19 protein-coding genes and 2 pseudogenes are annotated in these 21,228 nt (G+C 70.9%); 3 read left to right on the forward strand and 18 right to left on the reverse strand.

Going from position 1 to position 21,228, the window contains the following annotated elements:
• Both H5J33_RS03815 and H5J33_RS03820 read right to left on the reverse strand, forming a co-directional pair.
• Nucleotides 1-210: pseudogene (locus H5J33_RS03815) on the reverse strand (ATP-binding protein); the annotation flags it as partial.
• 151 nt (nt 211-361) lie between these two features.
• Nucleotides 362-1,549 carry an adenosine deaminase gene (locus tag H5J33_RS03820; RefSeq protein WP_181793356.1) on the reverse strand — a complete coding sequence of 396 codons (1,188 nt, stop codon included), beginning with the start codon at nt 1,547-1,549 and terminating at the stop codon, nt 362-364.
• Nucleotides 1,550-1,677: 128 nt separating this feature from the next.
• Between H5J33_RS03820 and H5J33_RS03825 the strand changes: the two genes are divergently transcribed.
• Entirely contained in the window at nt 1,678-2,439 is a 762-nt protein-coding gene (locus H5J33_RS03825; protein WP_181793357.1) for an alpha/beta hydrolase, read from the forward strand.
• An 82-nt stretch (nt 2,440-2,521) separates the two neighbouring features.
• Here the strand turns inward: H5J33_RS03825 and H5J33_RS03830 are convergent, their stop codons facing one another.
• On the reverse strand, nt 2,522-3,472 hold the full coding sequence (locus H5J33_RS03830) for a LysR family transcriptional regulator (protein WP_181793358.1): 951 nt from the start codon (nt 3,470-3,472) through the stop codon (nt 2,522-2,524).
• A gap of 63 nt (nt 3,473-3,535) precedes the next feature.
• On the opposite strand from H5J33_RS03830, the gene H5J33_RS03835 reads away from it, so the two are divergent.
• Nucleotides 3,536-4,858, forward strand: coding sequence for an MFS transporter (locus tag H5J33_RS03835; protein WP_181793359.1), 1,323 nt, complete (start codon nt 3,536-3,538; stop codon nt 4,856-4,858).
• A gap of 137 nt (nt 4,859-4,995) precedes the next feature.
• Nucleotides 4,996-6,009 (forward strand): sigma-70 family RNA polymerase sigma factor, encoded by a 1,014-nt coding sequence (locus H5J33_RS03840; protein ID WP_181793360.1) that lies wholly within the window; start codon nt 4,996-4,998, stop codon nt 6,007-6,009.
• On the opposite strand, the gene H5J33_RS03845 is transcribed toward H5J33_RS03840, so the two are convergent.
• The 15 genes and pseudogenes from H5J33_RS03845 to H5J33_RS03915 all read right to left on the reverse strand — a co-directional run.
• Nucleotides 5,893-6,189, reverse strand: a complete 297-nt coding sequence (locus tag H5J33_RS03845) for an STAS domain-containing protein (RefSeq protein ID WP_181793372.1) — start codon at nt 6,187-6,189, stop codon at nt 5,893-5,895. The genes H5J33_RS03840 and H5J33_RS03845 overlap by 117 nt on opposite strands.
• 178 nt (nt 6,190-6,367) lie before the next feature.
• Entirely contained in the window at nt 6,368-7,651 is a 1,284-nt protein-coding gene (locus tag H5J33_RS03850; RefSeq protein WP_181793361.1) for a thymidine phosphorylase, read from the reverse strand.
• Between the two features lie 72 nt (nt 7,652-7,723).
• Nucleotides 7,724-8,128: a cytidine deaminase gene (locus tag H5J33_RS03855; RefSeq protein ID WP_181793362.1), complete on the reverse strand. Its 405-nt coding sequence runs from the start codon at nt 8,126-8,128 to the stop codon at nt 7,724-7,726.
• Entirely contained in the window at nt 8,125-9,411 is a 1,287-nt protein-coding gene (locus H5J33_RS03860; protein ID WP_181793363.1) for an ABC transporter permease, read from the reverse strand. Before H5J33_RS03860 ends, H5J33_RS03855 begins: the two co-directional genes overlap by 4 nt.
• Nucleotides 9,411-10,538, reverse strand: coding sequence for an ABC transporter permease (locus H5J33_RS03865; RefSeq protein ID WP_181793364.1), 1,128 nt, complete (start codon nt 10,536-10,538; stop codon nt 9,411-9,413). The genes H5J33_RS03860 and H5J33_RS03865 overlap by 1 nt, the downstream gene beginning before the upstream one ends.
• A complete protein-coding gene (locus H5J33_RS03870) occupies nt 10,535-12,061 on the reverse strand; it encodes an ABC transporter ATP-binding protein (protein ID WP_181793373.1) in 1,527 nt (508 codons plus the stop codon). Before H5J33_RS03870 ends, H5J33_RS03865 begins: the two co-directional genes overlap by 4 nt.
• Before the next feature lie 196 nt (nt 12,062-12,257).
• Nucleotides 12,258-13,310: a BMP family protein gene (locus H5J33_RS03875; protein ID WP_181793365.1), complete on the reverse strand. Its 1,053-nt coding sequence runs from the start codon at nt 13,308-13,310 to the stop codon at nt 12,258-12,260.
• Between the two features lie 348 nt (nt 13,311-13,658).
• Entirely contained in the window at nt 13,659-14,894 is a 1,236-nt protein-coding gene (locus H5J33_RS03880; protein ID WP_181793366.1) for an amidohydrolase, read from the reverse strand.
• A 202-nt stretch (nt 14,895-15,096) separates the two neighbouring features.
• The gene (locus tag H5J33_RS03885; RefSeq protein ID WP_181793367.1) at nt 15,097-15,624 is read right to left on the reverse strand and encodes a hypothetical protein; all 528 of its coding nucleotides are present in this window, start codon (nt 15,622-15,624) and stop codon (nt 15,097-15,099) included.
• A gap of 78 nt (nt 15,625-15,702) precedes the next feature.
• Entirely contained in the window at nt 15,703-16,173 is a 471-nt protein-coding gene (locus H5J33_RS03890; protein WP_181793368.1) for a hypothetical protein, read from the reverse strand.
• A 96-nt stretch (nt 16,174-16,269) separates the two neighbouring features.
• On the reverse strand, nt 16,270-16,470 hold the full coding sequence (locus tag H5J33_RS38595; protein ID WP_399552761.1) for a hypothetical protein: 201 nt from the start codon (nt 16,468-16,470) through the stop codon (nt 16,270-16,272).
• Between the two features lie 283 nt (nt 16,471-16,753).
• A complete protein-coding gene (locus tag H5J33_RS03900) occupies nt 16,754-17,692 on the reverse strand; it encodes a hypothetical protein (protein WP_181793369.1) in 939 nt (312 codons plus the stop codon).
• Entirely contained in the window at nt 17,689-19,527 is a 1,839-nt protein-coding gene (locus tag H5J33_RS03905) for an alpha/beta hydrolase (protein WP_181793370.1), read from the reverse strand. Before H5J33_RS03905 ends, H5J33_RS03900 begins: the two co-directional genes overlap by 4 nt.
• Before the next feature lie 8 nt (nt 19,528-19,535).
• A complete protein-coding gene (locus H5J33_RS03910; protein WP_181793371.1) occupies nt 19,536-19,982 on the reverse strand; it encodes a hypothetical protein in 447 nt (148 codons plus the stop codon).
• 319 nt (nt 19,983-20,301) lie between these two features.
• Nucleotides 20,302-21,228 (reverse strand): annotated as a pseudogene (locus tag H5J33_RS03915) (hypothetical protein); the annotation flags it as partial.

Genomic DNA, 21,228 nt, shown 5'->3' on the forward strand with positions numbered 1-21,228 from the left:
GCGCTTGGCCACGGGCTTGAGCGTCTTCACCGCTCCGCTGTCGGGCAGCGCGTCCACGACCTGCCCGGGCGGCAGCAGCTTCGTGACGGTGTCCAGGGTGTGGGCGGCGTCCGGGGCGGCCGGGGCCGCGTTGGCCGTGCCCGCGCCGATGGCGGCGACGGCGGCGCCCAGGGCGGCGACACCGAGGGTCTTGGCAGCAGACTGCTTCATGGTGCATGCGTCCTTGCGTGCGGAGACGGAAGCTCACAAACGATCCGAGCGATCCACGACCGTAAACACCGCACACCATCCACCGCAAACACCGAAATACGGGCGCAACGGGAAAGCGCGCCCGCCCTCCCCCTCGTCCGGCCTACGGCCCTCAGCCCTCCGAGCGGCCGGAACCGCTGGTAGACGCGGTCTGCCGGAACAGCCATTCGGATTTCAGCTCGGCATATCCGGGCTTGATGACATCGTTGATCATCGCGAGTCTTTCATCGAAAGGAATGAACGCCGATTTCATCGCATTGACGGAGAACCATTGGAGGTCGTCGAGCGTGTAACCGAACGCGTCGACAAGGTGCTCGAATTCCCGGCTCATGCTGGTGTGCGACATCAGCCGGTTGTCGGTGTTCACGGTGACCCGGAAGTGCAGCCGGCGCAGCAGTCCGATCGGGTGCTCGGCGTAGGAGGGGGCGGCGCCGGTCTGGAGGTTGGAGGTGGGGCACAGCTCCAGCGGGATGCGCTTGTCCCGCACGTAGGAGGCGAGCCGGCCGAGCGTGACCGAGCCGTCCTCGTGGACGTCGATGTCGTCCACGATCCGCACGCCGTGCCCGAGCCGGTCGGCCCCGCACCACTGGAGCGCCTGCCAGATGGACGGCAGCCCGAAGGCCTCGCCGGCGTGGATGGTGAAGTGGTTGTTCTCCCGCTTCAGATATTCGAAGGCGTCCAGGTGCCGGGTGGGCGGGTGACCGGCCTCGGCGCCGGCGATGTCGAAGCCGACCACGCCGGAGTCCCGGTAGTGGTTGGCGAGTTCGGCGATCTCCAGGGAGCGGGCCGCGTGCCGCATGGCGGTGAGCAGGGCACCGACGCGGATGCGGTGCCCGTTCTCCCGGGCCAGCCGCTCGCCCTGCCGGAACCCCTCGTCGACGGCCTCGACCACCTCCTCGAGGGTCAGCCCGGCGTCCAGGTGCTGTTCGGGCGCGTAGCGCACCTCGGCATAGACGACCCCGTCCGCGGCGAGGTCCTCGGCGCACTCCCGGGCGACCCGGATCAGGGCCTGCCGGGTCTGCATCACCCCGGCGGTGTGCCGGAAGGTCTCCAGGTACCGCTCCAGGGACCCGGAGTCCGCGGCCCGCCGGAACCAGCCGCCCAGCCGGTCCGGGTCGGTCTCGGGCAGCCCGGCATAACCGTGTTCCCGGGCGAGTTCGACCACGGTACGGGGGCGCAGCCCGCCGTCGAGATGATCGTGCAGCAGTACCTTGGGCGCCCGGCGGATCTGGTCCGGCGTGGGAACGCCGGCCGGAACGGCCGCCGGGACGGCCCCTTTTGGTGCGGTCTGGCTCGTCATTTCCGCACTCTAACTCCTACGCGCCGAGCGCCCGGTGTACGGCATTGTCTCCGGCGCTTTTCCGTCGATACGCAACGGTGACCCGCCGTACGGGTTTCGTATACCGCCCCTTCTGACACTGTTCTGTCATGGGACAGCAAGTGACGCCGGTGCGAACGGCCAGGCTGGGAAAGGCGGTCGGCCCGGCGCCGACACCGGTGTGCGGAGCGGTGCTGCTGCTCCCCGACGGCCAGGAGGCCTCCACCCGCCGGCCATCGCCCGTGCGGCCCCTCTCCCTGGTCCGTTCCCTGGGCCGCGCGCTCGCCCGCGCGGGCCGCGCCGAGGGGCTGGCGGTGCACCTGGTCCGCTACCGCTACCGCGGCTGGAACGGCGGCGAGGCGCACCTGGCGGCGGATGCCGAGTGGGCCGCCGAGGAGGTCGTGCGCCGCTACGGCGATGTCCCCGTGTGCCTGGTCGGTGTCGACATGGGCGGCCGGGCGGCACTGCGCTCCGGCGGCCACGAGGCCGTCAACTCCGTGGTGGCGCTGGCCCCGTGGCTTCCGGAGGAGGACGTCGCCGCTCCCGCGGAACCGGTGAAGCAGCTGGTGGGCCGCCGGGTCCTGATCGCCCACGGCACGAACGACGAGCGCACCGACCCGGAGCTGTCCTTCCGCTACGCGGCGCGGGCGAAGAAGGCGAACCGCGAGGTGTGCCGCTTCGAGGTCCACTCCGACGGTCACGCACTGCACGGCCACCGCTCCGAAGTCCTCGCCCTGACCTGCGACTTCGTGCTGGGTGCCCTGTTCGGCCACCCCGTCTCCCGGCCGGTGGAGGACGCCCTTGCGGCTCCCCCGCCGATCGGCCTGAGGATGCCGCTGGCGGCGGGGTTCGGGCGGTCGCTGCGGCGGTAGCGCGCGGGCTCGGCGGAAAGCGGGAGTCGCCGTGGAAGCGGGTGACGAAGCCGCCGTCGGTCCCGCGAGCGGGAAAGGTCCTTCAGGGCAGCAGGTTGCCCCTTCTGGACAGCAGGAACTTCTTGAACGCCGCCACCGGCGGGGTGTCCGGGCGGTCGGCCAGCCACGCCACGCCGATCTCCCGGACCGCTCGCGGGGCCGTCACCGTCAGTTCGACCACACCGGGCCGGGGGACCGTCGGCGGGGGCAGCAGGGCCACGCCGAGTCCGGCCGCGACCAGGCCCCGCAGGGTTTCGGCCTCCTCGCCCTCGAAGGCGACCCTGGGCCGGAAGCCCGCCTGGCGGCACAGGTCGTCGGTGATGCGGCGCAGGCCGTAGCCGGGCTCCAGGGTGACGAAGGTTTCCTCGGCCGCCTCGGCCAGGCGGATGCGGCGGCGGGCGGCCAGCCGGTGGTCCGCGGGGACGACCAGGCGCAGCTTCTGCTCGTCCAGGCGGCGTGCGACCAGGTCGGGGCCGTCGGGGACCGGCGAGGTGAGGCACAGGTCCAAGTCGCCGGCGCGCAGCCGCTCCAGCATCGCCTCGCCGTGGTTCTGCACCAGGCTGAAGCGGACGCGCGGGTGGTCGGCGCGGAAGGCGTGCAGCAGGCCCGGTACGGTCTCCGCGCCCATGGTGTGCAGGAAGCCGAAGGCGACCTTGCCGGTGGCCGGGTCGGCGTCCGCGCGGACCTCCTCGGCGGCCCGTTCGATCTCGGCGAGGGCCCGCTCCACGGAGGCGAGGAAGGTGCGGCCGGCGGTGGTCAGGGAGACCGTGCGGCCGTGCCGGGCGAACAGCTCGACGCCCAGGTCCCGCTCCAGGCGGACCATCGCGCGCGAGAGGGTGGACTGGGGGACGTTCAGCTCCTGTGCGGCCCGGGTGACGTGCTCCGTGCGGGCCACCCCGGCGAAGTAGGCGAGGCGGGGCGCGAGCGACAGCGCCATGTCTTCTGTGTCACCGAACGGTGACAGTCGAGGCTGTGAGCTTCGCTGATGCGCCATGGGAACGATTATGGCCGTTCCATGCATTGGACGCATGAGCCGGACCGTCCGTACGGTCGAGGCATGTCTCCCGCCAGTACCGGGGCGTCCACCAGTGTGGGCGCCGTACCGTCCGTTCCCGTCCCCGACTCCTCCGGCTCCGACGTCACCGGCTCCGACTCCCGTATGACTCCGGGCGGCCCCGGCTACCGCCGGATGAGCCTCGCCCTCTTCCTCGCCGGAGTCGCGACCTTCGCCCTGCTGTACTCCACCCAGGCGCTGCTGCCGCTGATCTCCGGGGAGTTCGGGGTCGCGGCGAGCGAGGCGAGCTGGACGGTGGCGGCGGCGACCGGCGGACTGGCCCTGTTCGTGCTGCCGATGAGCGCGCTGTCGGAGCGGTTCGGCCGCCGTACGGTGATGACGGCCTCGCTGGCCGTCGCCGTCGCCGTCGGTCTGCTGGTGCCCTTCGCGCCGTCGATCGGCGCGCTGGTGGTGCTGCGGGGTGTGCAGGGCGCGGCGCTGGCCGGGCTGCCGGCCTCGGCCACGGCCTATCTGGCCGAGGAGGTCCGGCCGAAGGCGCTGGTCACCGCGATCGGTCTGTTCGTGGCGGGCAACAGCGTCGGTGGCATGAGCGGCCGGGTGATCACCGGCTGGGTCGCGCAGGAGTGGGGCTGGCGGGTCTCGGTCGGCGTCATCGGCGCCCTCGCGGTCGTGTGCGCGGTGGCGTTCCGGCTGCTGCTGCCCGCCCCGCGCCACTTCACGCCCGGCTCGCTGCGGCCCCGGGTCCTGCTCGGCACGGTCCGCGGCCACCTCGCCGACCCGCTGCTGCGCCGGCTGTACGCGATCGGCGCGCTGTTCATGACGGTGTTCGGCGGGGTCTACACGGTGATCGGCTACCGGCTGACGGCGGCGCCGTTCGGGCTGCCGCAGGGCATCGTGGGCTCGATCTTCCTGGTGTACCTGGTGGGCACGGTGTCCGCCTCGGCCGCGGGCCGGCTGGTGGGCCGGTTCGGCCGCCGGGGCGCGCTGTACCTGGCGGGCGGTACGACGGCGGCGGGGCTGCTGCTGTCCCTTGCCGCGTCGCTGCCGCTGGTCCTGCTGGGCCTGGTGCTGATCACGGCGGGCTTCTTCGCCGGGCACGCGGTGGCCTCCTCGGCGGTCGGCAAGACGGCCACGCACGGCCGCGCGCAGGCGTCGGCGCTGTACCAGTCGGCGTACTACATCGGCTCCAGCGTGGGCAGCACGGTCGGCGCGCTGGCCTTCCGCACGGGCGGCTGGGCGGGCACGGTCGGCGTCGGGCTGCTGGCGGTGGCGGGCGTGGTGGCGATCACCGTGCTCGGTTCCGTGGCGGCGCGGCGGTCGGTGGTGAACCCCGGGCGGACTTCCGTAGGGGCCGTGGCGCGCTGACGCCCGCGGGCACCGGGCGGTCCTCGCGCACCGGACGTTTTCCGACTCCGGCGGTCATTGTCGGTGGGCTGCGGTAGCTTCCGAGGTGCTGGGGCGCGACGGTGCGCCACTGGGATGGCCACAGGGGTGGGTGGACGATGGGCAACGGAACGGCGACGGCGGACCTCGATGTCGCACTGGAGAAGCACCGGACCGAACTGACCGGGTACTGCTACCGGATGCTCGGCTCCTCCTTCGAGGCCGAGGACGCGGTACAGGACACCCTGGTGCGGGCCTGGCGGAACCACGAGAAGTTCGAGGGCCGTTCCTCGCTCAGGTCGTGGCTGTACCGGATCGCGACGAACGTGTGCCTGGACATGCTGTCGGCGGGCAACAAGCGGGCCCGGCCGATGGACCTGTCCGAGGCCACCCCGCTCGCGCAGGCGGCGCTCAACCCGCGCCCGGACCACACCTGGCTGGAGCCGATGCCGGACGCGCGGGTGCTGCCGGCCGTGACGGACCCGGCGGAGGCGGCGGTCGCCAAGGAGTCGGTGCGGCTCGCCTTCATGGCGGCGCTCCAGCAACTGCCGCCCAAGCAGCGGGCGGTGCTGATCCTGCGCGAGGTGCTCGCGTGGAGGGCGAGCGAGGTGGCCGAGCTGCTGGAGACCTCGGTGGCGTCGGTGAACAGCGCGTTGCAGCGGGCCCGGGCCACGCTCGCGGAGCGGTCGGACGCGGGGTCCGAGGGGGCGGTGTCCGATCCGCTGGACGAGGAGCAGCGCAAGCTGCTGGAGCGGTACGTCAAGGCGTTCGAGGGCTACGACATGACGGCGCTGACGGCGCTGCTGCACGAGGACGCCATCATGACGATGCCGCCGTTCGACCTGTGGCTGCGCGGCACGGCCGACATCACCGGCTTCATGACCACCATCGGCGCCTCCTGCGCCGGCTCCCGGCTGGTGCCGGTCCAGGCCAACGGCCTGCCGGGGTTCGCGCACTACAAGCCGGACCCGGACAACGGCGGATTCACGCCGTGGGCGGTGCAGGTTCTGGAGATCTCAGCCGGCCGGATCACCGGTTTCCACTGCTTCCTCGACACCCAGCGGTGGTTCCCGCTCTTCGGCCTGCCCCTCCGTCTGGAAGCGGAGGCCGAGCAGGCCCAACAGGGCGACTAGCCCGGGGGAGGCGTCCCGCAGCCGTATCCGCCCGCCGGCCCGGCGGGCGGTCAGCTCCAGCCGGGCGAGCAGATCGACGGCCGCCAGCCCCGGCGGCCCGAGCCCGCCCACGTCGCACACGACCACCCCGCCCGCCCCGCCCGCGAGCGCTTCCCGCACGACGGCACACCACCCCGCCATCTCGTCAGGGCGCACGGGGCCGGTCAGCACGAGCACGGCGGGCGTCTTGGCATCCACGTGCGGATAGACCGCCCGGGCGGCCGGAACTCATCGCGGGCGGGCCCGCCGCGGCCCCGAATGCCGGACGGGACCGGCGCGAGGCGGCCGGTCCCGTTCACCCGATTGGGGAAACCGCAGGTCAGGCGATGCGTTCCAGGACCACCGGGGTGGGCTCGTAGGTGGTGCCCGGGGCCGCGATGTCGTAGGAGTCCGTCACGGCCTGGAGGGCGTACTCGAAGCGTTCGGGGGTGTCGGTGTGGAGGGTGAGGAGGGGCTGGCCCTCGGTCACCCGGTCGCCCGGCTTGGCGTGGAGCTCGACGCCCGCCGCCGCCTGCACCGGGTCCTCCTTGCGGGCGCGGCCGGCGCCCAGGCGCCAGGCGGCGATGCCGATGTCGTAGGCGTCGAGGCGGGTCAGGACACCGGTGGCGGGGGCCGTCACCACGTGCTGTTCCCGCGACGTGGGCAGCGGGGCGTCCGGGTCGCCGCCCTGGGCCGCGATCATCCGGCGCCAGACGTCCATCGCGGAGCCGTCGGCCAGTGCCTTCGCCGGGTCGGCGTCCTTCAGGCCGGCGGCGTCCAGCATCTCGCGGGCCAGCGCGAGCGTCAGTTCCACGACGTCCGCCGGGCCGCCGCCCGCCAGGACCTCCACGGACTCGCGCACCTCCAGCGCGTTGCCCGCCGTCAGGCCCAGCGGGGTGGACATGTCCGTGAGCAGCGCGACCGTCTTCACCCCGTGGTCGGTGCCGAGGCCGACCATCGTGGACGCCAGTTCGCGGGCGTCCTCGATCGTCTTCATGAAGGCGCCCGAGCCCACCTTGACGTCCAGCACCAGCGAACCGGTGCCCTCGGCGATCTTCTTGGACATGATCGAGGAGGCGATCAGCGGGATGGCCTCGACCGTGCCGGTCACGTCCCGCAGCGCGTAGAGCTTCTTGTCGGCGGGGGCCAGGCCGTCGCCCGCCGCGCAGATCACCGCGCCGGTGGTGTCGAGGACGTTCAGCATCTCCTCGTTGGACAGCAGGGCGCGCCAGCCGGGGATGGACTCCAGCTTGTCGAGGGTGCCGCCGGTGTGGCCGAGGCCCCGGCCGGAGAGCTGGGGCACGGCCGCCCCGCAGGCCGCGACGAGCGGGGCCAGCGGCAGCGTGATCTTGTCGCCGACACCGCCCGTGGAGTGCTTGTCGGCCGTCGGGCGGGAGAGCGAGGAGAAGTCCATGCGCTCGCCGGAGGCGATCATGGCGGCCGTCCAGCGGGCGATCTCGCGGCGGTTCATGCCGTTGAGCAGGATCGCCATGGCGAGCGCGGACATCTGCTCGTCGGCGACCTCGCCGCGGGTGTACGCGTCGATGACCCAGTCGATCTGCTGGTCGGTCAGCTCGCCGCGGTCCCGCTTGGTGCGGATGACGGAGATGGCGTCCATGGCCATGGCTGGGGCTTCCTTCCGGGAGGTGCGAAGTGCGCGGCCCCCCTGCGGACGGTGCAGGGGGGCCGTACGGCGTTACTGGGTGAGATGGTCCGGGCCGAAGGCCTGGGGCAGCATCTCGGCGAGCGTCAGGACGCCCGCAGGGGTGTCCAGCAGCAGGTCCGGGCCGCCGAACTCGTACAGCAGCTGGCGGCAGCGGCCGCACGGGACCAGCAGGGCCCCGGCGCCGTCGACGCAGGTGAAGTGGGTCAGCCGGCCGCCGCCGGTGCGCTGGAGCTCGGAGACCAGGCCGCACTCGGCGCACAGGCCGAGGCCGTAGGAGGCGTTCTCCACGTTGCAGCCGGTGACCGTGCGGCCGTCGTCGACCAGGGCCGCGACCCCGACCGGGTAGCCCGAGTAGGGGGCGTAGGCGTGGGACATGGCCTCCCGCGCCCGGGCGCGCAGCGGCTCCCAGTCGAAGGCCTCGTCGTGCCGGGTCATTTGCCCTGGCCCTTCCGGTAGCGCATGCCGTCCGCCTTGGGCATCCGCAGCCGCTGCGCGGACAGCGAGAGCACGAGCAGCGTGACGACGTACGGGGTGGCGCCCACGAAGTCGCTCGGGACCTCGTCGGTGAGCAGGTACCAGACCAGCACCAGCGCGGCCATGACGGCACTGACCACGCCCTGGACCACGGCCTTCTTGTACAGCTTCCAGCCGGCCAGCAGCGCGAGCAGGACCACCAGGAGCAGCAGCAGCGCGTGCACGGTGACGCCGCCGTTGCGCAGCTGGAGGGCGTCGGAGTAGCCGAACAGACCCGCGCCCATGGCCAGCCCGCCGGGCCGCCAGTTGCCGAAGATCATGGCGGCGAGACCGATGTAGCCGCGGCCCGCGGTCTGGCCCTCCAGGTAGGTGTGCGAGGTGACCAGCGCGAGGAACGCGCCGCCGAGGCCGGCCAGACCGCCGGAGACGGCGACGGCCGCGTACTTGTACTGGTAGACGTTGACGCCGAGGGACTCCGCGGCGACCGGGTTCTCGCCGCAGGAGCGCAGCCGCAGCCCGAACGGGGTGCGCCACAGCAGCCACCAGCTGCCGGCGAACAGCAGCACGGCCACGATCGTGATCACGGACAGGTTGGTGACCAGCCCGCCGACGATGCCGGCGAGGTCGGAGACCAGGAACCAGTGGTGCTTCTCGATGGAGGCGAGGCCGTCGGACAGGCCGGGGACGGTGATGTCGGGCAGCGAGTCCGCGGGCGGGGACTGCTTGGGGTTGCCGCCCTCCTGCGCCGCCGTGCCGTCGGCGAAGAACAGCTTGGCGAGGTACTGGGTGGCACCGAGCGCGAGCAGGTTGACGGCGACGCCGGAGACGATGTGGTCGACGCCGAAGGTGATGGTGGCGACGGCGTGCACCAGGCCGCCGAGGACGCCGAAGCCGATGCCGCACAGCAGGCCGAGCCAGGGGCTGGACTGCCAGCCGACCCAGCCGGCGCCGAAGGTGCCGAGGATCATCATGCCTTCGAGGCCGATGTTGACCACGCCGGCCCGCTCGGACCACAGGCCGGCGAGTCCGGCGAGGCCGATCGGCACGGCGAGGCCGAGGGCGGCGGCGACCTGGCCGGAGGAGTCCAGCTGGTTGGAGTCGGTGATCATCCGGACGGCCGCGAGGAGCAGCAGGGCACCGGCGACGATCATGAGGATCTGGCCGGTGGAGCGGCCCGACCGCTGGGGCGCGCCGGGTGCCTTGGGCGCCGCGGGCGGCGGCGTGTCGGTCATCGTGGCAGTCATCACGCCACCTCCTGCTTCTTCGTCGGGGCGGCGGCCTGGGCGGCGAGCTCCGCGCCGACCCGCTGCTGCTGGCGCTTGAGGCCGTAGCGCCGGACGACCTCGTAGGCGATCACGACGCACAGGACGATGACGCCCTGGATCACGCCGAGGATCTCCTTGTCGTAGCCCTGGAACTCCAGGTGGTTGGTGGTGCGCTCCAGGAAGCCCCAGAGCAGGGCGCCGAGCGCGATGCCGATCGGGTTGTTGCGGCCGAGCAGCGCGATGGCGATGCCGGTGAAGCCGATCCCGGTGGGGAAGCTGTTGTCGTACTGGTGGCTCTCGTTCAGCAGCGTGGGCATGCCGATCAGACCGGCCACCGCACCCGAGATGATCATGCTGGTGGCGACCATCTTCTTCACCGACACACCGCTCGCGGCGGCGGCGCTCTCGGACTGGCCGACGGTGCGCAGGTCGAAGCCGAACCGGGTGCGGCCGAGCACGAACCAGTAGGCGAGGCCGACGATCACGGCGACGACGATGAAGCCGTCCAGCACACCGGCCGGGCCGGTGTCGAAGCTGAAGAAGAAGGAGGACGACGGCAGCGGCTTGGTGGAGACCAGGGTGCCGCCCTGCTGGAGTTCGCCGAGCCGCCCGGGCTGGAGCAGATAGCCGATGACGGCGGTGGCGATGGAGTTCAGCATGATGGTCGCGATGACCTCGCTGACGCCCCGGGTCACCTTCAGCACACCGGCGATGGCCGCCCACAGGGCACCGGTCGCCATGGCGCAGATCATGATCAGCGGGATGGCGAGCCAGCCGGGCACGGTCAGCGCGCCGCCGAGGACGGCGGCGATGAACGCGGCGAGCCGGTACTGGCCGTCGACACCGATGTTGAACAGGTTCATCCGGAAGCCGACGGCGACCGCGATACCGGCGAGGTAGTACGTGGTGGCCTTGTTCAGGATGTAGACCTGGCTGTCGCTGGCGAAGCCGTAGCTCATCATGTCGCTGAACGCGGCGCCGGGGTTCTTGCCGGTCGCGAGGATCACCAGGGCGGTGACGACGAGCGCGGCGACGACCGCCAGCAGCGGCGCGGCGATGCCGAGGGCCAGCCGCTCCTTGTCGATGCGTGAGGTCAGCTTGTTCATCGCTCGTCGTCCTCTGTGTGCTCCAGGTGGCCGGTGGCCGCACCCGTCATGGCGGAGCCCAGCTCTTCGGGGGTGATGGTGGCGGGGTCGGCGTCGGCGACCAGTCGGCCCCGGTACATCACCCGCAGGGTGTCGGACAGGCCGATCAGCTCGTCCAGGTCGGCGGAGATCAGCAGTACGGCCAGGCCCTCGCGGCGGGCCTCGCGGATGTAGTCCCAGATGGCCGCCTGGGCGCCGACGTCCACACCGCGGGTGGGGTGGGCGGCGATCAGCAGCTTGGGGTTGTGGCTCATCTCGCGGCCGACGATCAGCTTCTGCTGGTTGCCGCCGGACAGCGAGGCCGCGGTCACGTCGATGCCGGGGGTGCGGACGTCGTACGACTTCACGATCCGCTCGGTGTCGGCGCGGGCCGCCTTGATGTCGAGCAGCGCGCCGCGCGAGTTGGGCTTCTCGCTGACGTGGCCGAGGATGCGGTTCTCCCACAGCGGCGCTTCCAGCAGCAGGCCGTGGCGGTGGCGGTCCTCGGGGATGTAGCCGATGCCGGCCAGGCGGCGGTCGCGGGTGGCGGCGTGGGAGATGTCGGCGCCGTCGAGCGTGATGACGCCGGCGTCGGGCTGCCGCATGCCCATGATCGCCTCGACCAGCTCGGACTGGCCGTTGCCCTCCACACCGGCGATGCCGAGGACCTCGCCCTTGTGGATGGTGAAGGAGATCTCGTCGAGGATGATCCGCTCGATGCCGTCGAGGCCGGTCTGCGTCAGGTGGACGCCGTCCAGCGTGAGCATCGGGACGTCCGTGACGGTGGACTCCTCGGTGTCCGGGCTGGGCAGCTCGCTGCCGACCATCAGCTCGGCCAGCTGCTTGGGCGTGGTGGTGCGCGGGTCGGCGGTGCCGACGGTGGTGCCGCGCCGGATGACGGTGATCTCGTCGGCGACCGACAGCACCTCGCCCAGCTTGTGGGAGATGAAGATGACGGTGAGGCCCTCGGCCTTCAGCTCGCGCAGGTTGTCGAAGAGCGCGTCGACCTCCTGCGGCACGAGCACGGCGGTCGGCTCGTCGAGGATGAGGGTGCGGGCGCCGCGGTAGAGGACCTTGAGGATCTCCACGCGCTGGCGGTCGGCGACACCGAGCTCCTCCACGAGGACGTCGGGCCGGACGTTCAGGCTGTACGCGTCCGAGATCTCCTTGATCCTGGCGCGGGCGCGGCCCCCGATGCCGTACAGCTTCTCCGCGCCGAGGACGACGTTCTCCAGCACGGTGAGGTTGTCGGCGAGCATGAAGTGCTGGTGCACCATGCCGATGCCGCGGGCGATGGCGTCGCCGGGGTTGTGCAGGACGACCTGCTCGCCGTTGACCGTGATGGTGCCCTCGTCCGGCTGCTGCATGCCGTAGAGGATCTTCATCAGGGTGGACTTGCCGGCACCGTTCTCACCGCACAGGGCGTGGACGGTGCCCGTGCGTACGGTGATGTCGATGTCGCGGTTGGCGACGACGCCGGGGAAACGCTTGGTGATGCCGCGCAGTTCGACGGCAGCGGGCGGGCTGGACGCGTTGATGGCGCACTCTCCTCGGGGAAAGAGGCTGCGGGGAGGGGGCAGGCGTCGGCGACGCTAGCGCGGCAACTCCGCGCTACACGCGTAGAGTTGACACATTGTTATGGCTCGGCGGGGGGCTGGGGAGGCCCCCGCGCCGAGCCGGGGTCCGAGCGGACCCATCAGGTCACGGGGTGGTCTTGACCTTGATGGAGCCGTCGACGATCTTCTTCTTCGCCGCGTCCAGCTTGGCCTGGATGTCGTCGATGAAGCCACCGCTCGGGGAGAGCTTCACGCCGTCCTGGGCGAGCGCGTAGGTGTGGGTGCCGCTCAGCGGCTTGCCGTCGTGGACCGACTTGACGAAGTCGTACACGCCGAGGTCGACGTTCTTGACCATCGAGGTCAGGATCGAGTTCTTGTACTTGGCCAGGCCCGGGACGTTGTACTGGTCCGAGTCCACGCCGATCGCCCAGGCGCCCTTCTTGCCGGCGACGGCCTCGATGGCGCCGTTGCCGGAGGAGCCGGCCGCCGTGTAGACGACGTCGGCGCCGTTGTCCAGCATGCCCTGCGCGGCCTCCTTGCCCTTGTCGGGGCTGGCGAAGCCGGAGGTGTCCGAGCCGTGCGACAGGTACTGGGTGTCGATCTTGATCTTCGGGTCGGTGTCCTTGACGCCCTGGACGTAACCCGCCTCGAACTTCTTGATCAGCGGGACGTCGACACCGCCGATGAAGCCCACGTGCTTCGACTTGCTCTTCAGCGCGGCGGCGACACCGGCCAGGTAGGAGCCCTGCTCCTCGGTGAAGGTGATGCTGTCGACGTTGGTGCCGTTCACGACCGAGTCGACGATGCCGAAGCTGGTCTTCGGGTACCGCGCGGCGACCTTGGTCATGGAGGCGGCGTAGGCGTAGCCGATGCCGACGATCGGGTTGTAGCCGGCCTCCGCCAGGTCCGACAGGCGCTGCTCGCGGTCGGCCTCGGTGTCCGAGGTCTTGGCGGTCAGCTCCTTGATGTCACCGCCGAACTCCGTCTTCGCCTTGTCGGCACCGCGCGCGGCGGAGTCGTTGAAGGAGCGGTCGCCACGGCCGCCGACGTCGAAGGCGAGGCCGACCTTGACCCCCTTGCCGCCGCCGGAGGACGGGGAGGACTCCTTCTCGGAGGAGGTGCTGCCACAGGCAGTGGCAGTCACGGCGAGAGCTGCGGACGCGATACACGCAGCAGAAAGCTTGGCTACCCGGCGCACGGGAAGGCTCCTTCACCTGACCTGAGCGCCATGTCGGCGCTTGATGGGAGCACCTTGCCGGTGCTCCGGCCGAGTCGCCCCTTCGGCGTCGGCTTCGCGGCATCGTAACGCGCGTAGATGTCGCAAAAAACCCTCTCGCGAAGCCGTTATCGATTCGAGGCAAACACCGTCTGAACTCGGGGTCCGGGTTGTATACGCGTCGTGTCGCCGTCCGTGCGCGAATGGCTTGCGTCCGTGTTGCGCCGCGGGGAGGAGCGGCCCTCGGGGGGCCGTCCGGCCGCTTCGGCTCCGGCCCCCGGCCACCCCGCCGGCCCCCGCCCGGCAACGGTCCGTCGGGGGCCCGTCGGGTCACCTCTCCGCCGTGGCCGCGTCCAGGAAGGCGGCGGCGGTGAACATCTCCACGCCCACCGTGATCGCGTGCTCGTCGGCGTCGAAGTCACCCTGGTGCAGGTCGCGGACCCGGTGCTCGCCGGGCCGCTGCACGCCGAGCCGGGCCAGCGCGCCCGGCACGTGCTCGAGGTACCAGGAGAAGTCCTCGCCGCCGAGGCTCTGCTGGGTGGTCTCCACCGACTTCGTGCCGCGCCGGGCGACCATGGCCCGGTGCAGCAGCTCGGTGGACTGCCGGTCGTTGACGACCGGCGGCACCCCGCGCACATAGGTGATCTCGGACTTGGCCCGGTGCAGGGTGGCGACCTCGTCGATGGCCGCGTGCACGATGTCGGGGGCCTGCCGCCAGGTCTCCAGGTCCAGACAGCGCACGGTCCCGGACAGCTCCGCGTGCTGCGGGACCACGTTCGGCGCGTGCCCCGACTCGATCCGGCCCCAGGTGAGGGCGAGCCCGACGCGGGTGTCGACCCGGCGGGCGATCAGCGCGGGCACGTCGACGGCGACCCGGGCGGCGGCGGTGACCAGGTCGGTGGTCAGGTGCGGGCGGGCGGTGTGCCCGCCGGGGCCGTCGAGCGCGACCTCCAGGCAGTCGCAGGCGCTGGTGATCGCCCCGTGCCGCAGCCCGATCTTCCCGGCCTCCACCCTCGGGTCGCAGTGCACGGCGAGGATCCGGCCGACGTCGGTCAGCACACCGTCGTCGATGGAGGACAGCGCGCCACCGGGCAGCACCTCCTCGGCGGGCTGGAAGACCAGCCGTACCGGACGCGGCAGCAGGCCCTTGGCGTGCAGGTCGGCGAGGACCAGCCCGGCGCCGAGGACGACGGTGGTGTGCACGTCGTGACCGCAGGCGTGCGCCCGGTCGGGCACGGTCGAGCGGTACGGGCAGCCGTCCTTGGTGTCCGGGATGGGCAGCGCGTCGATGTCGGCGCGCAGCGCGAGCAGCGGCTCCTTCGGCCGCTCCCCCTCCGCGAGCCCGATGTCACAGACGAGTCCGGTCCCGGACGCGAGCACCCGGGGCCTGAGCCCGGCCAGCTCCAGCCGTTCCTTGATCGCGGCGGTCGTGCGGAACTCCTGGTTGCCCAGCTCTGGGTGCATGTGCAAATCGCGCCGGAAGGCGACGAGTTCGGCGTGCAGGGACTCGCTCAGCACGCCGGGGAGCACATCCCCCGAAAGGCCGGACCCGGACTCTTGGGACATCAATTGCTTCACCCTCTGAAGGGTAGAACGCCCACTGATCAACTGCCCCCGGAACAACGAAAGTTCAGCCCGTTAGGGGACGAAAATCTGACCGGCGGGCGCATGGCTTCGGACTGTGACGGGTAGAACCCTTGTTTTCCTCCTCCACCACGGATACCACGCATCACCGCGATCACGCGCGCCGTATCCAAGAACCGGACGGCTAGAAGTGCTCGACCTTCTGGCCGTCGGGGACCTGGTAGCAGCCGGAGACCAGCATCAGGCTGAGCTTGGGCGGGTTCCTCTTCCTCATCTGGGTGATGTGGACACCGGCCTTCTGCCCGTCGTTGTCGGCGATCAGGGTGAGGTTCTCGTTGGCGCTGCTGTCGGGGCCGTACTCGACGATCTTCCAGCCCTGCTTGGGCAGCCCCTCCCTGAGGTTCCGCATGGCGACGTCGAGGTCGTCCGCCGACGCGGGATAGAAGCTCCACTTGTGGAAGATCCGGAAGTATGTCTCCCGGTCCTTGTCCCCGCAGTCCTGGACGCCGGGGCCGCCCTCGGAGGCCCGCCCCCTGACGCCGATCAGGTCGTGGATGCCGCTGGAAACACCCTCCACCGCGTCTGCGGCCTCGCTCGACGTGCTCCTTCCGGCGGAGGGGATGCCGGAACCGCTGCCAGTCGTGTCGCATCCGGTGAGGGTGACGAGCACAAGGGGTACGGCGGCCGCGAGGACGCCCGGCTTGATCTTCACGTCAGGAAGTCTCTCCTGGTTCCCGGTGACCGCCGTGGTGAAGGGGCCGACCGGGAAGGCCCGGCCGGCACGGCTTCGTCAGCCCGTCGGGGTGGTGCCGTCGGGCTTGCTCCGGAAGCAGTCGGACACCACCGTGACCTCGATCATGGACGAGCGCTTGCTGTCGGCGGGCTCCCGCCACAGGCGGAGGTCGGCGGACAGACGGCCGTCGGACGAGTTGGCCACGATCTGCGGAAGCTTCGCCCGGCTCTTGTCGGGGCCGTCCTTGACGATCTTCCATCCCTTGGCGGGCAGCTGCGCACGCACACGGTCCATGGCCTTTTCGGGATCGTCGCCCGGCACACCGTAGACGCTCCACGGGTGCCGCATGCGGTGCACCTCGTCCTCCTCCGGATACGACGTGCAGGAGGTGGCCACGGCACCCGACTGGGTGACCTCGCCCTTCACCGCCAGGATGTCGAGGATATCGCTGGATGCCCGCTCGACACTCTGCTTGACGGCTTGCTCGTCGCGGACGTCAGCCTTCTTCCCGACCTTCTCGTCGCTCACCTGAGAGCAGCCTCCCAAGAGGATGGCGGCCAGAGCCGCGCTTACAGCAGTCACACACTTCTTAGTCAAGAGTCACCTTGTCGTACTGGCCTGCCATCACGAGGGCCTGGTTGCGCAGATTCGTCGAATCCCCGGCCCGCACTTGGCCGCCCAGTCGTCCGACATCGCCTCCGGGAACAGGCCGCCCCCCTTCTCGAAGGGCTTCGCCTGCAGTGGCGGGTCGTAGTCGCACCAGGTGATGGTGGAGACGGGCTGGCCGTCGGCCTCGTCGGTGGCCACCCGACGGGTGGAGGTCATCCGGTTGATGTCGCCCCTCGATCTTGCCGAGGTTCGCGGTCGTACCCGGTACGTAGACGGCCTGGTGCCGGGCCGTGTCCGGGTTGCCGTTGACGACGATCGCCCGGCCGTTGCCCTCCGCGTCGAATCCCAGCGGGTACGCCTCCGGCAGTCCCTTGTGATCCTGTCGGCGGCCGTGCCGGTCGAGTCGAAGCGCTCCTGGCTCGCGTTGCCCTTGGGACTGCCGTCTTCGAGTGGAAGCGGCAGGAAGTCCAGGTGCTTCCTGCCCGCCTCGTTCGTGCCGTCACACGGATGCAGCCGTCGGGGCGGATACCGCGACCCGGAGGGTGCCGTCAGCCGAAGGGGCCAGCCGGGCCACGGTCCCGTCGTCGGCGTTGTGCGCCGCGAGCGAGGGAACGCCGTTCGCCATCGGGACGTGCCGTACCGTCCAGCCGGCACTCACGAAGTAGGCATGGGCCCGCTGCATCGCCTGGGCCATGACTTCCTCCGCGAGCGGCCGCGTCGACCAGGCGTGGTGGGCGTAGGTGACCTCGGCGTCCTGGTAGGTGCTCAGCCCCTCCCCTTCCCTGGCGGGGGCGTGCGGCACCTGAAGCGCGTCGTAGATACGGCTGGAGTGGTCCAGGGCCCGATGCTCGGCCTGGTCGTCGGGTGTGGTCCTACGGAGTGCGGCGGGGTCGGCCGTGGCGGTGGCTTCACTGGATGGGAAGCAGGGGGAGGTGACGCCGAGGGAAGCAACACCCGTGCCCTTCTTCCTGTCCAGGACACCGGTAATGGCGTCCATCCAGAAGTCGTCGGGTCCGGTTCGCATACTCACGGTGGGGTACGGGTCGGACCAGTCGGCATCCGACGACTGGAACGTGTAGCCCCGCTTCACCCAGGCGTCCCGCGCTTGCCGGACCAGGCTCCGGGCCTCGGTGTCCGGCACTCCCGTCAACCGATACGTGAGACTCAGTTGCACCCGCTCGCCGGAGCCGTGCTCGTCCGCGACGCAGGCACCAATCGGCTCGGGCCCGACCCGCTTGAGGACGGGCTTCGGCGACATGCCGTCCACCGCCTGGTGGATGATCTCCTCCGCGCGCTCCATCGCTTGCTGCTCGTCCATCGCAACCTGCTTCGATGAGGGGCCGTCCGTCCCGGTCCCGTCCTGACTCGATCCGCATGCCGCAACCGTGATCGTCGTGATCAGCGCTGCGACACCGCATAGCGCTCTGCGCAGTCTCACGGTTTCCCTCCGGTCGCGATCTTCGCCATGTTGGTCAGGGAGTCTCCCTCCCAGTACTGCGAGTGAGCCGGCACCTGGAAGTCCCAGGTGACCGAGTCGCCGTCAGCGACGTGGAACCTCTGACCGCCAAATTCATCGGATATCGGATCATTTCCATACATGATGGAGTGATCATTGAAGAGGCGGTAGTACGCCATCGGATTCAACGGTGCGAGCGTACCGGCCGGCGGCGGAGCGAGGTTCACGATGTCGTTCTTGGCGGTGGCCGCCCAGACGTGGTCGGCGCCGATGTTGAGGTCCTTGGCGTGATCCACGCCCGCGCCGGGGCTGCCCACCAGGATCGCGTTGTCCACCGGCAGGTCGGGATGGTCACGCATGGTCTCACCCGCCACGAGGGAACCGTAACTGTGGCCGAGCAGAGTGGAGTTCACGGATCCCTGGTGGGCGGTGTCGATGCCGTGCAGAAAGTTGCTCAGGGGCTCGCGGGCGGCGTCGGCGTACTTCGCGTCGGTCGCGTCGCCGAAGAGGCTCTGGGGGGCGTCGTAGCCGAGCCACATGATCGATGCCGTCGACTGGCCGGAGCCCGTCCTCTCCGCTTTCGCCTGAAGCAGTTCGGCTCTCCGGATGTCTCCGTCGAGACCGCTCAGCTTGGCGCCGGTCCCCGGCACATAGGTGACCACGTTGTCGGCGGTGTCGGGGTTGCCGATCGACACGATGGCGTGGCCGCGGTTCTGGGTGTCGAAGCCGAGTAGATAAGGACGAGCACCCTCGTCAGTGACGTTGTCGAAGCGCTTCTGGATCGCGTCCATGCCGTCGAGCGAGCTGTGCGCCCCCTTGCGTGCCTCCTCCCACTTCTTCCACTCCCGGCTCTCGACCATCGGCGCCCACTTCACCTCCCGCCCGGTGATCGGGCTGATGTAGGGCTCGTACCGCTTGGGCTCGGGATGCTTCTTCAACCAGGCCGCATAGTCGAGTTGGGCTTGCGCACGCGCCTCGCCGAAGACAGTGCGGTTGGCCTGGTCCCGTACGGCTGCGGGGAGGCCGTCCATGGCGCCCACAGAGTCGGGGTGCATCGAGATGTAGGCCGACTTCTGGTCGTCGTCGAGGCTCTTCCACCAGGCCGCGTTGTCCTTGGGGCTGCCGTCCTTGGGCGGGTGTGGCAGGGAGTCCAGGTACTTCTTGCCGGCCTCACCCACCCCGTCCTGGTCGGACTTGACGTCGGACCAGTCCCGGTCGGACACCACCAGGTCGTCGTCGGCCTTCAGCGCGCGCAGCTTCGGCGCCCACTTGGCGTCCGCGTCCGTGGCCTCCTTCAGCGCGTCACCGATCCGGTTCGCGAAGCCGATGGCCTTGCCGAAGTTCGGATTGGGGTGCATGTTGGCCGCCGTGCGCTCCAGCGACGCCGATGTCGGATCCGTCGGACTGGTGCTCATCTCCACCGTGCCGCCCTCCGGCACCTTGCCGTCGACCTCCTTGCCTCCCGCCGGGAACGAGACGGAGCCGTCGGCGCCGACCGCGCAGCCGGCCGCCTTGGCGTCCTCGATGGCCGCCTCCAGCTTCCGCTTGGCGGCGGCCATGTCGTACGCGAACCCGTTCAGCGCCGTGCTGGCCAGCGCGCACTCGGTCTGGATGTAGTGCAGGTTCTTGCCCAGTTCCTTCAGCTCACGCAAGGCCGCATCGGCCGCGTCACCCTTGAGCTGGTTGCGGATACCCGCCGATATCTGGTTCTCGACCGTGTCCTTGGCGGTGCTCGCCATGTCACTCGTGGCTCGGTACCCGTCGGCCGCCTCCTCGTACTCCGAGGGCTTCAGGGCCTTCAGCGTCGCGATGTCCATGAACCCCGTCACCGGCCCTTCGGCTGGCCGCCGACGGTCTCGGTGTCGTGGTACTCGCCCTGGATCTTGTCCAGCTCCGCCTTCACATCGGCATCCGACATCGCCAGGTCGTGCCCGGACTTCTCCATCAGCCCGCCCAGCTCGCCGCAGCGGGCCTTGACTTCACCGACGTACTTCTTCCAGGACTCGTACAACTCCTGCTGCGCCGCCGCCGACTGCACACCGGAGCTGTTTCCCAGCCCCGCCTGCCCCTCGTCCAGCTTCCCCAGGGCCTTGCCGATGCCGTCCAGGAGGCCCTTGGTGTCCTCGCCCGCCTTCGTCCAGGCCTTCTTGTCCGACTTCAGGTCGCCGACCCCGCCACCGCCCGGCTCCGACGGAACGTGGTTCAGCCGCATCCCCGTGGAGCCGCGGGCCGCGGCATCCGCCTTCAGTCGCTCCCACTCGTCCCACGCCATGCGTGACGTTCTCCCCGTTTCCCCGTCTCCCCGATTTCGGCGGCCCTCCGCCGTCTCGTGCTGGTCCCGTGCACGATGTGAAGGACGCTACCGAGAGGTGATGGCGGGGTGCCTGAGTATCCGTACTCATCCCTGCGGCGGCGACTGCGGCGCGGGCCCGGCCGGTGTGGCACCCCCCGGCTCCTCCTCCCGGACGGAGCCGAGCGCGACCGGGCCATCCACGGCTCCGAAACCCCGGCCAGGGCGTTCCCACGTCCCCGGCCGGGGCCTTCACCTCCTTCGCCGAAGCCCCGGAGGGGCCCGCCGTCCGTGGTTCCGGCTAGGCGAGGCTCACCGCCGCCAGCCGGTGCACGTCCCGGGCCGTTCCGGTCACCCCGGACAGGAAGCCCTGGGCGCGCGGGGAGGCGGTGTCCGTGAGCCAGGCCGGGTCGATGTCGCACACCGCCACGCGCACCCCCGTGCCGGCCAGGGCCAGCGGGAGGGTGTGGACGACCGTGGAGGGGAAGCTGAGGATCGTCCGGCCGACGGGTCCGCGCCGGGCGACGAGCTCCAGCGGGAGTTCCGGGCGCACTATCTCCAGGCCCGTCTCGGCGGCCAGCCGGCGCAGCTTGTCGGGGTGCTCGCGGCGGTGGGCGAAGTAACGGGTGGCCCCGTGCGCCTTGGCCAGGGTGCGCACGGCCTCCAGATAGCGCTCGCCGTCCACCACGCCGGTCTCCACCAGCGAGGTGCCGACCATGTCGGCGCCCGCCGTGACGGTGGGCGGGCCGAAGCGGGCCCGGGTCCAGGCGAAGTCGTTGGCGGTGACGGTGACGCCGTCCGGGATGTCGGACACCGGCATGGAGGAGAACACCTCGACGCGCCGCCGGGCGCTCGGGGTGAGGCGGCGCCGGGCGGAGGAGGAGACCGGCGCGAAGATGAGGTCGCGGGCGCCGGGCCGGCCGCCCTTGCGGTGCCAGCGGACCAGGCGTTCGCCGCGGGCCAGCTGGGCGACGAACTCCATGGTCGCGGTGCCGTCGTCGACCACGACCAGGACCTTGGCCCGGGTGATCGTCAGCAGCAGTTGGACGTAGCGGGAGAACGGGTCCCCCATGACGATGCGGCCGGCCCGGCGCAGCATGCCCGCCAGCCCGCCGATGGTCTGGAAGGGCGCGGACGCACCGCCCCGCGCCTCCTCCCAGCGCACCCGGTGCCCCTCCTCCTCGATGCGCTCGCTCTCCGCGCCGACCCGAACCGCAACGGTCGTGCG

This window comes from Streptomyces sp. WELS2, assembly GCF_013870595.1.
In the GTDB taxonomy this organism is placed as follows: Bacteria; Actinomycetota; Actinomycetes; order Streptomycetales; family Streptomycetaceae; genus Streptomyces.

Excerpts from the sequence above, each read along its gene's own strand:
- H5J33_RS03820 (WP_181793356.1), bottom strand. The coding sequence starts at position 1,549 with ATGACGAGCCAGACCGCACCAAAAGGGGCCGTCCCGGCGGCCGTTCCG.
- H5J33_RS03825 (WP_181793357.1), top strand. The coding sequence starts at position 1,678 with ATGGGACAGCAAGTGACGCCGGTGCGAACGGCCAGGCTGGGAAAGGCG.
- H5J33_RS03830 (WP_181793358.1), bottom strand. The coding sequence starts at position 3,472 with ATGGCGCATCAGCGAAGCTCACAGCCTCGACTGTCACCGTTCGGTGAC.
- H5J33_RS03835 (WP_181793359.1), top strand. The coding sequence starts at position 3,536 with ATGTCTCCCGCCAGTACCGGGGCGTCCACCAGTGTGGGCGCCGTACCG.
- H5J33_RS03840 (WP_181793360.1), top strand. The coding sequence starts at position 4,996 with ATGGGCAACGGAACGGCGACGGCGGACCTCGATGTCGCACTGGAGAAG.
- H5J33_RS03845 (WP_181793372.1), bottom strand. The coding sequence starts at position 6,189 with ATGGCGGGGTGGTGTGCCGTCGTGCGGGAAGCGCTCGCGGGCGGGGCG.
- H5J33_RS03850 (WP_181793361.1), bottom strand. The coding sequence starts at position 7,651 with ATGGCCATGGACGCCATCTCCGTCATCCGCACCAAGCGGGACCGCGGC.
- H5J33_RS03855 (WP_181793362.1), bottom strand. The coding sequence starts at position 8,128 with ATGACCCGGCACGACGAGGCCTTCGACTGGGAGCCGCTGCGCGCCCGG.
- H5J33_RS03860 (WP_181793363.1), bottom strand. The coding sequence starts at position 9,411 with ATGACTGCCACGATGACCGACACGCCGCCGCCCGCGGCGCCCAAGGCA.
- H5J33_RS03865 (WP_181793364.1), bottom strand. The coding sequence starts at position 10,538 with ATGAACAAGCTGACCTCACGCATCGACAAGGAGCGGCTGGCCCTCGGC.
- H5J33_RS03880 (WP_181793366.1), bottom strand. The coding sequence starts at position 14,894 with ATGTCCCAAGAGTCCGGGTCCGGCCTTTCGGGGGATGTGCTCCCCGGC.
- H5J33_RS38595 (WP_399552761.1), bottom strand. The coding sequence starts at position 16,470 with ATGACCTCCACCCGTCGGGTGGCCACCGACGAGGCCGACGGCCAGCCC.
- H5J33_RS03905 (WP_181793370.1), bottom strand. The coding sequence starts at position 19,527 with ATGGACATCGCGACGCTGAAGGCCCTGAAGCCCTCGGAGTACGAGGAG.
- H5J33_RS03910 (WP_181793371.1), bottom strand. The coding sequence starts at position 19,982 with ATGGCGTGGGACGAGTGGGAGCGACTGAAGGCGGATGCCGCGGCCCGC.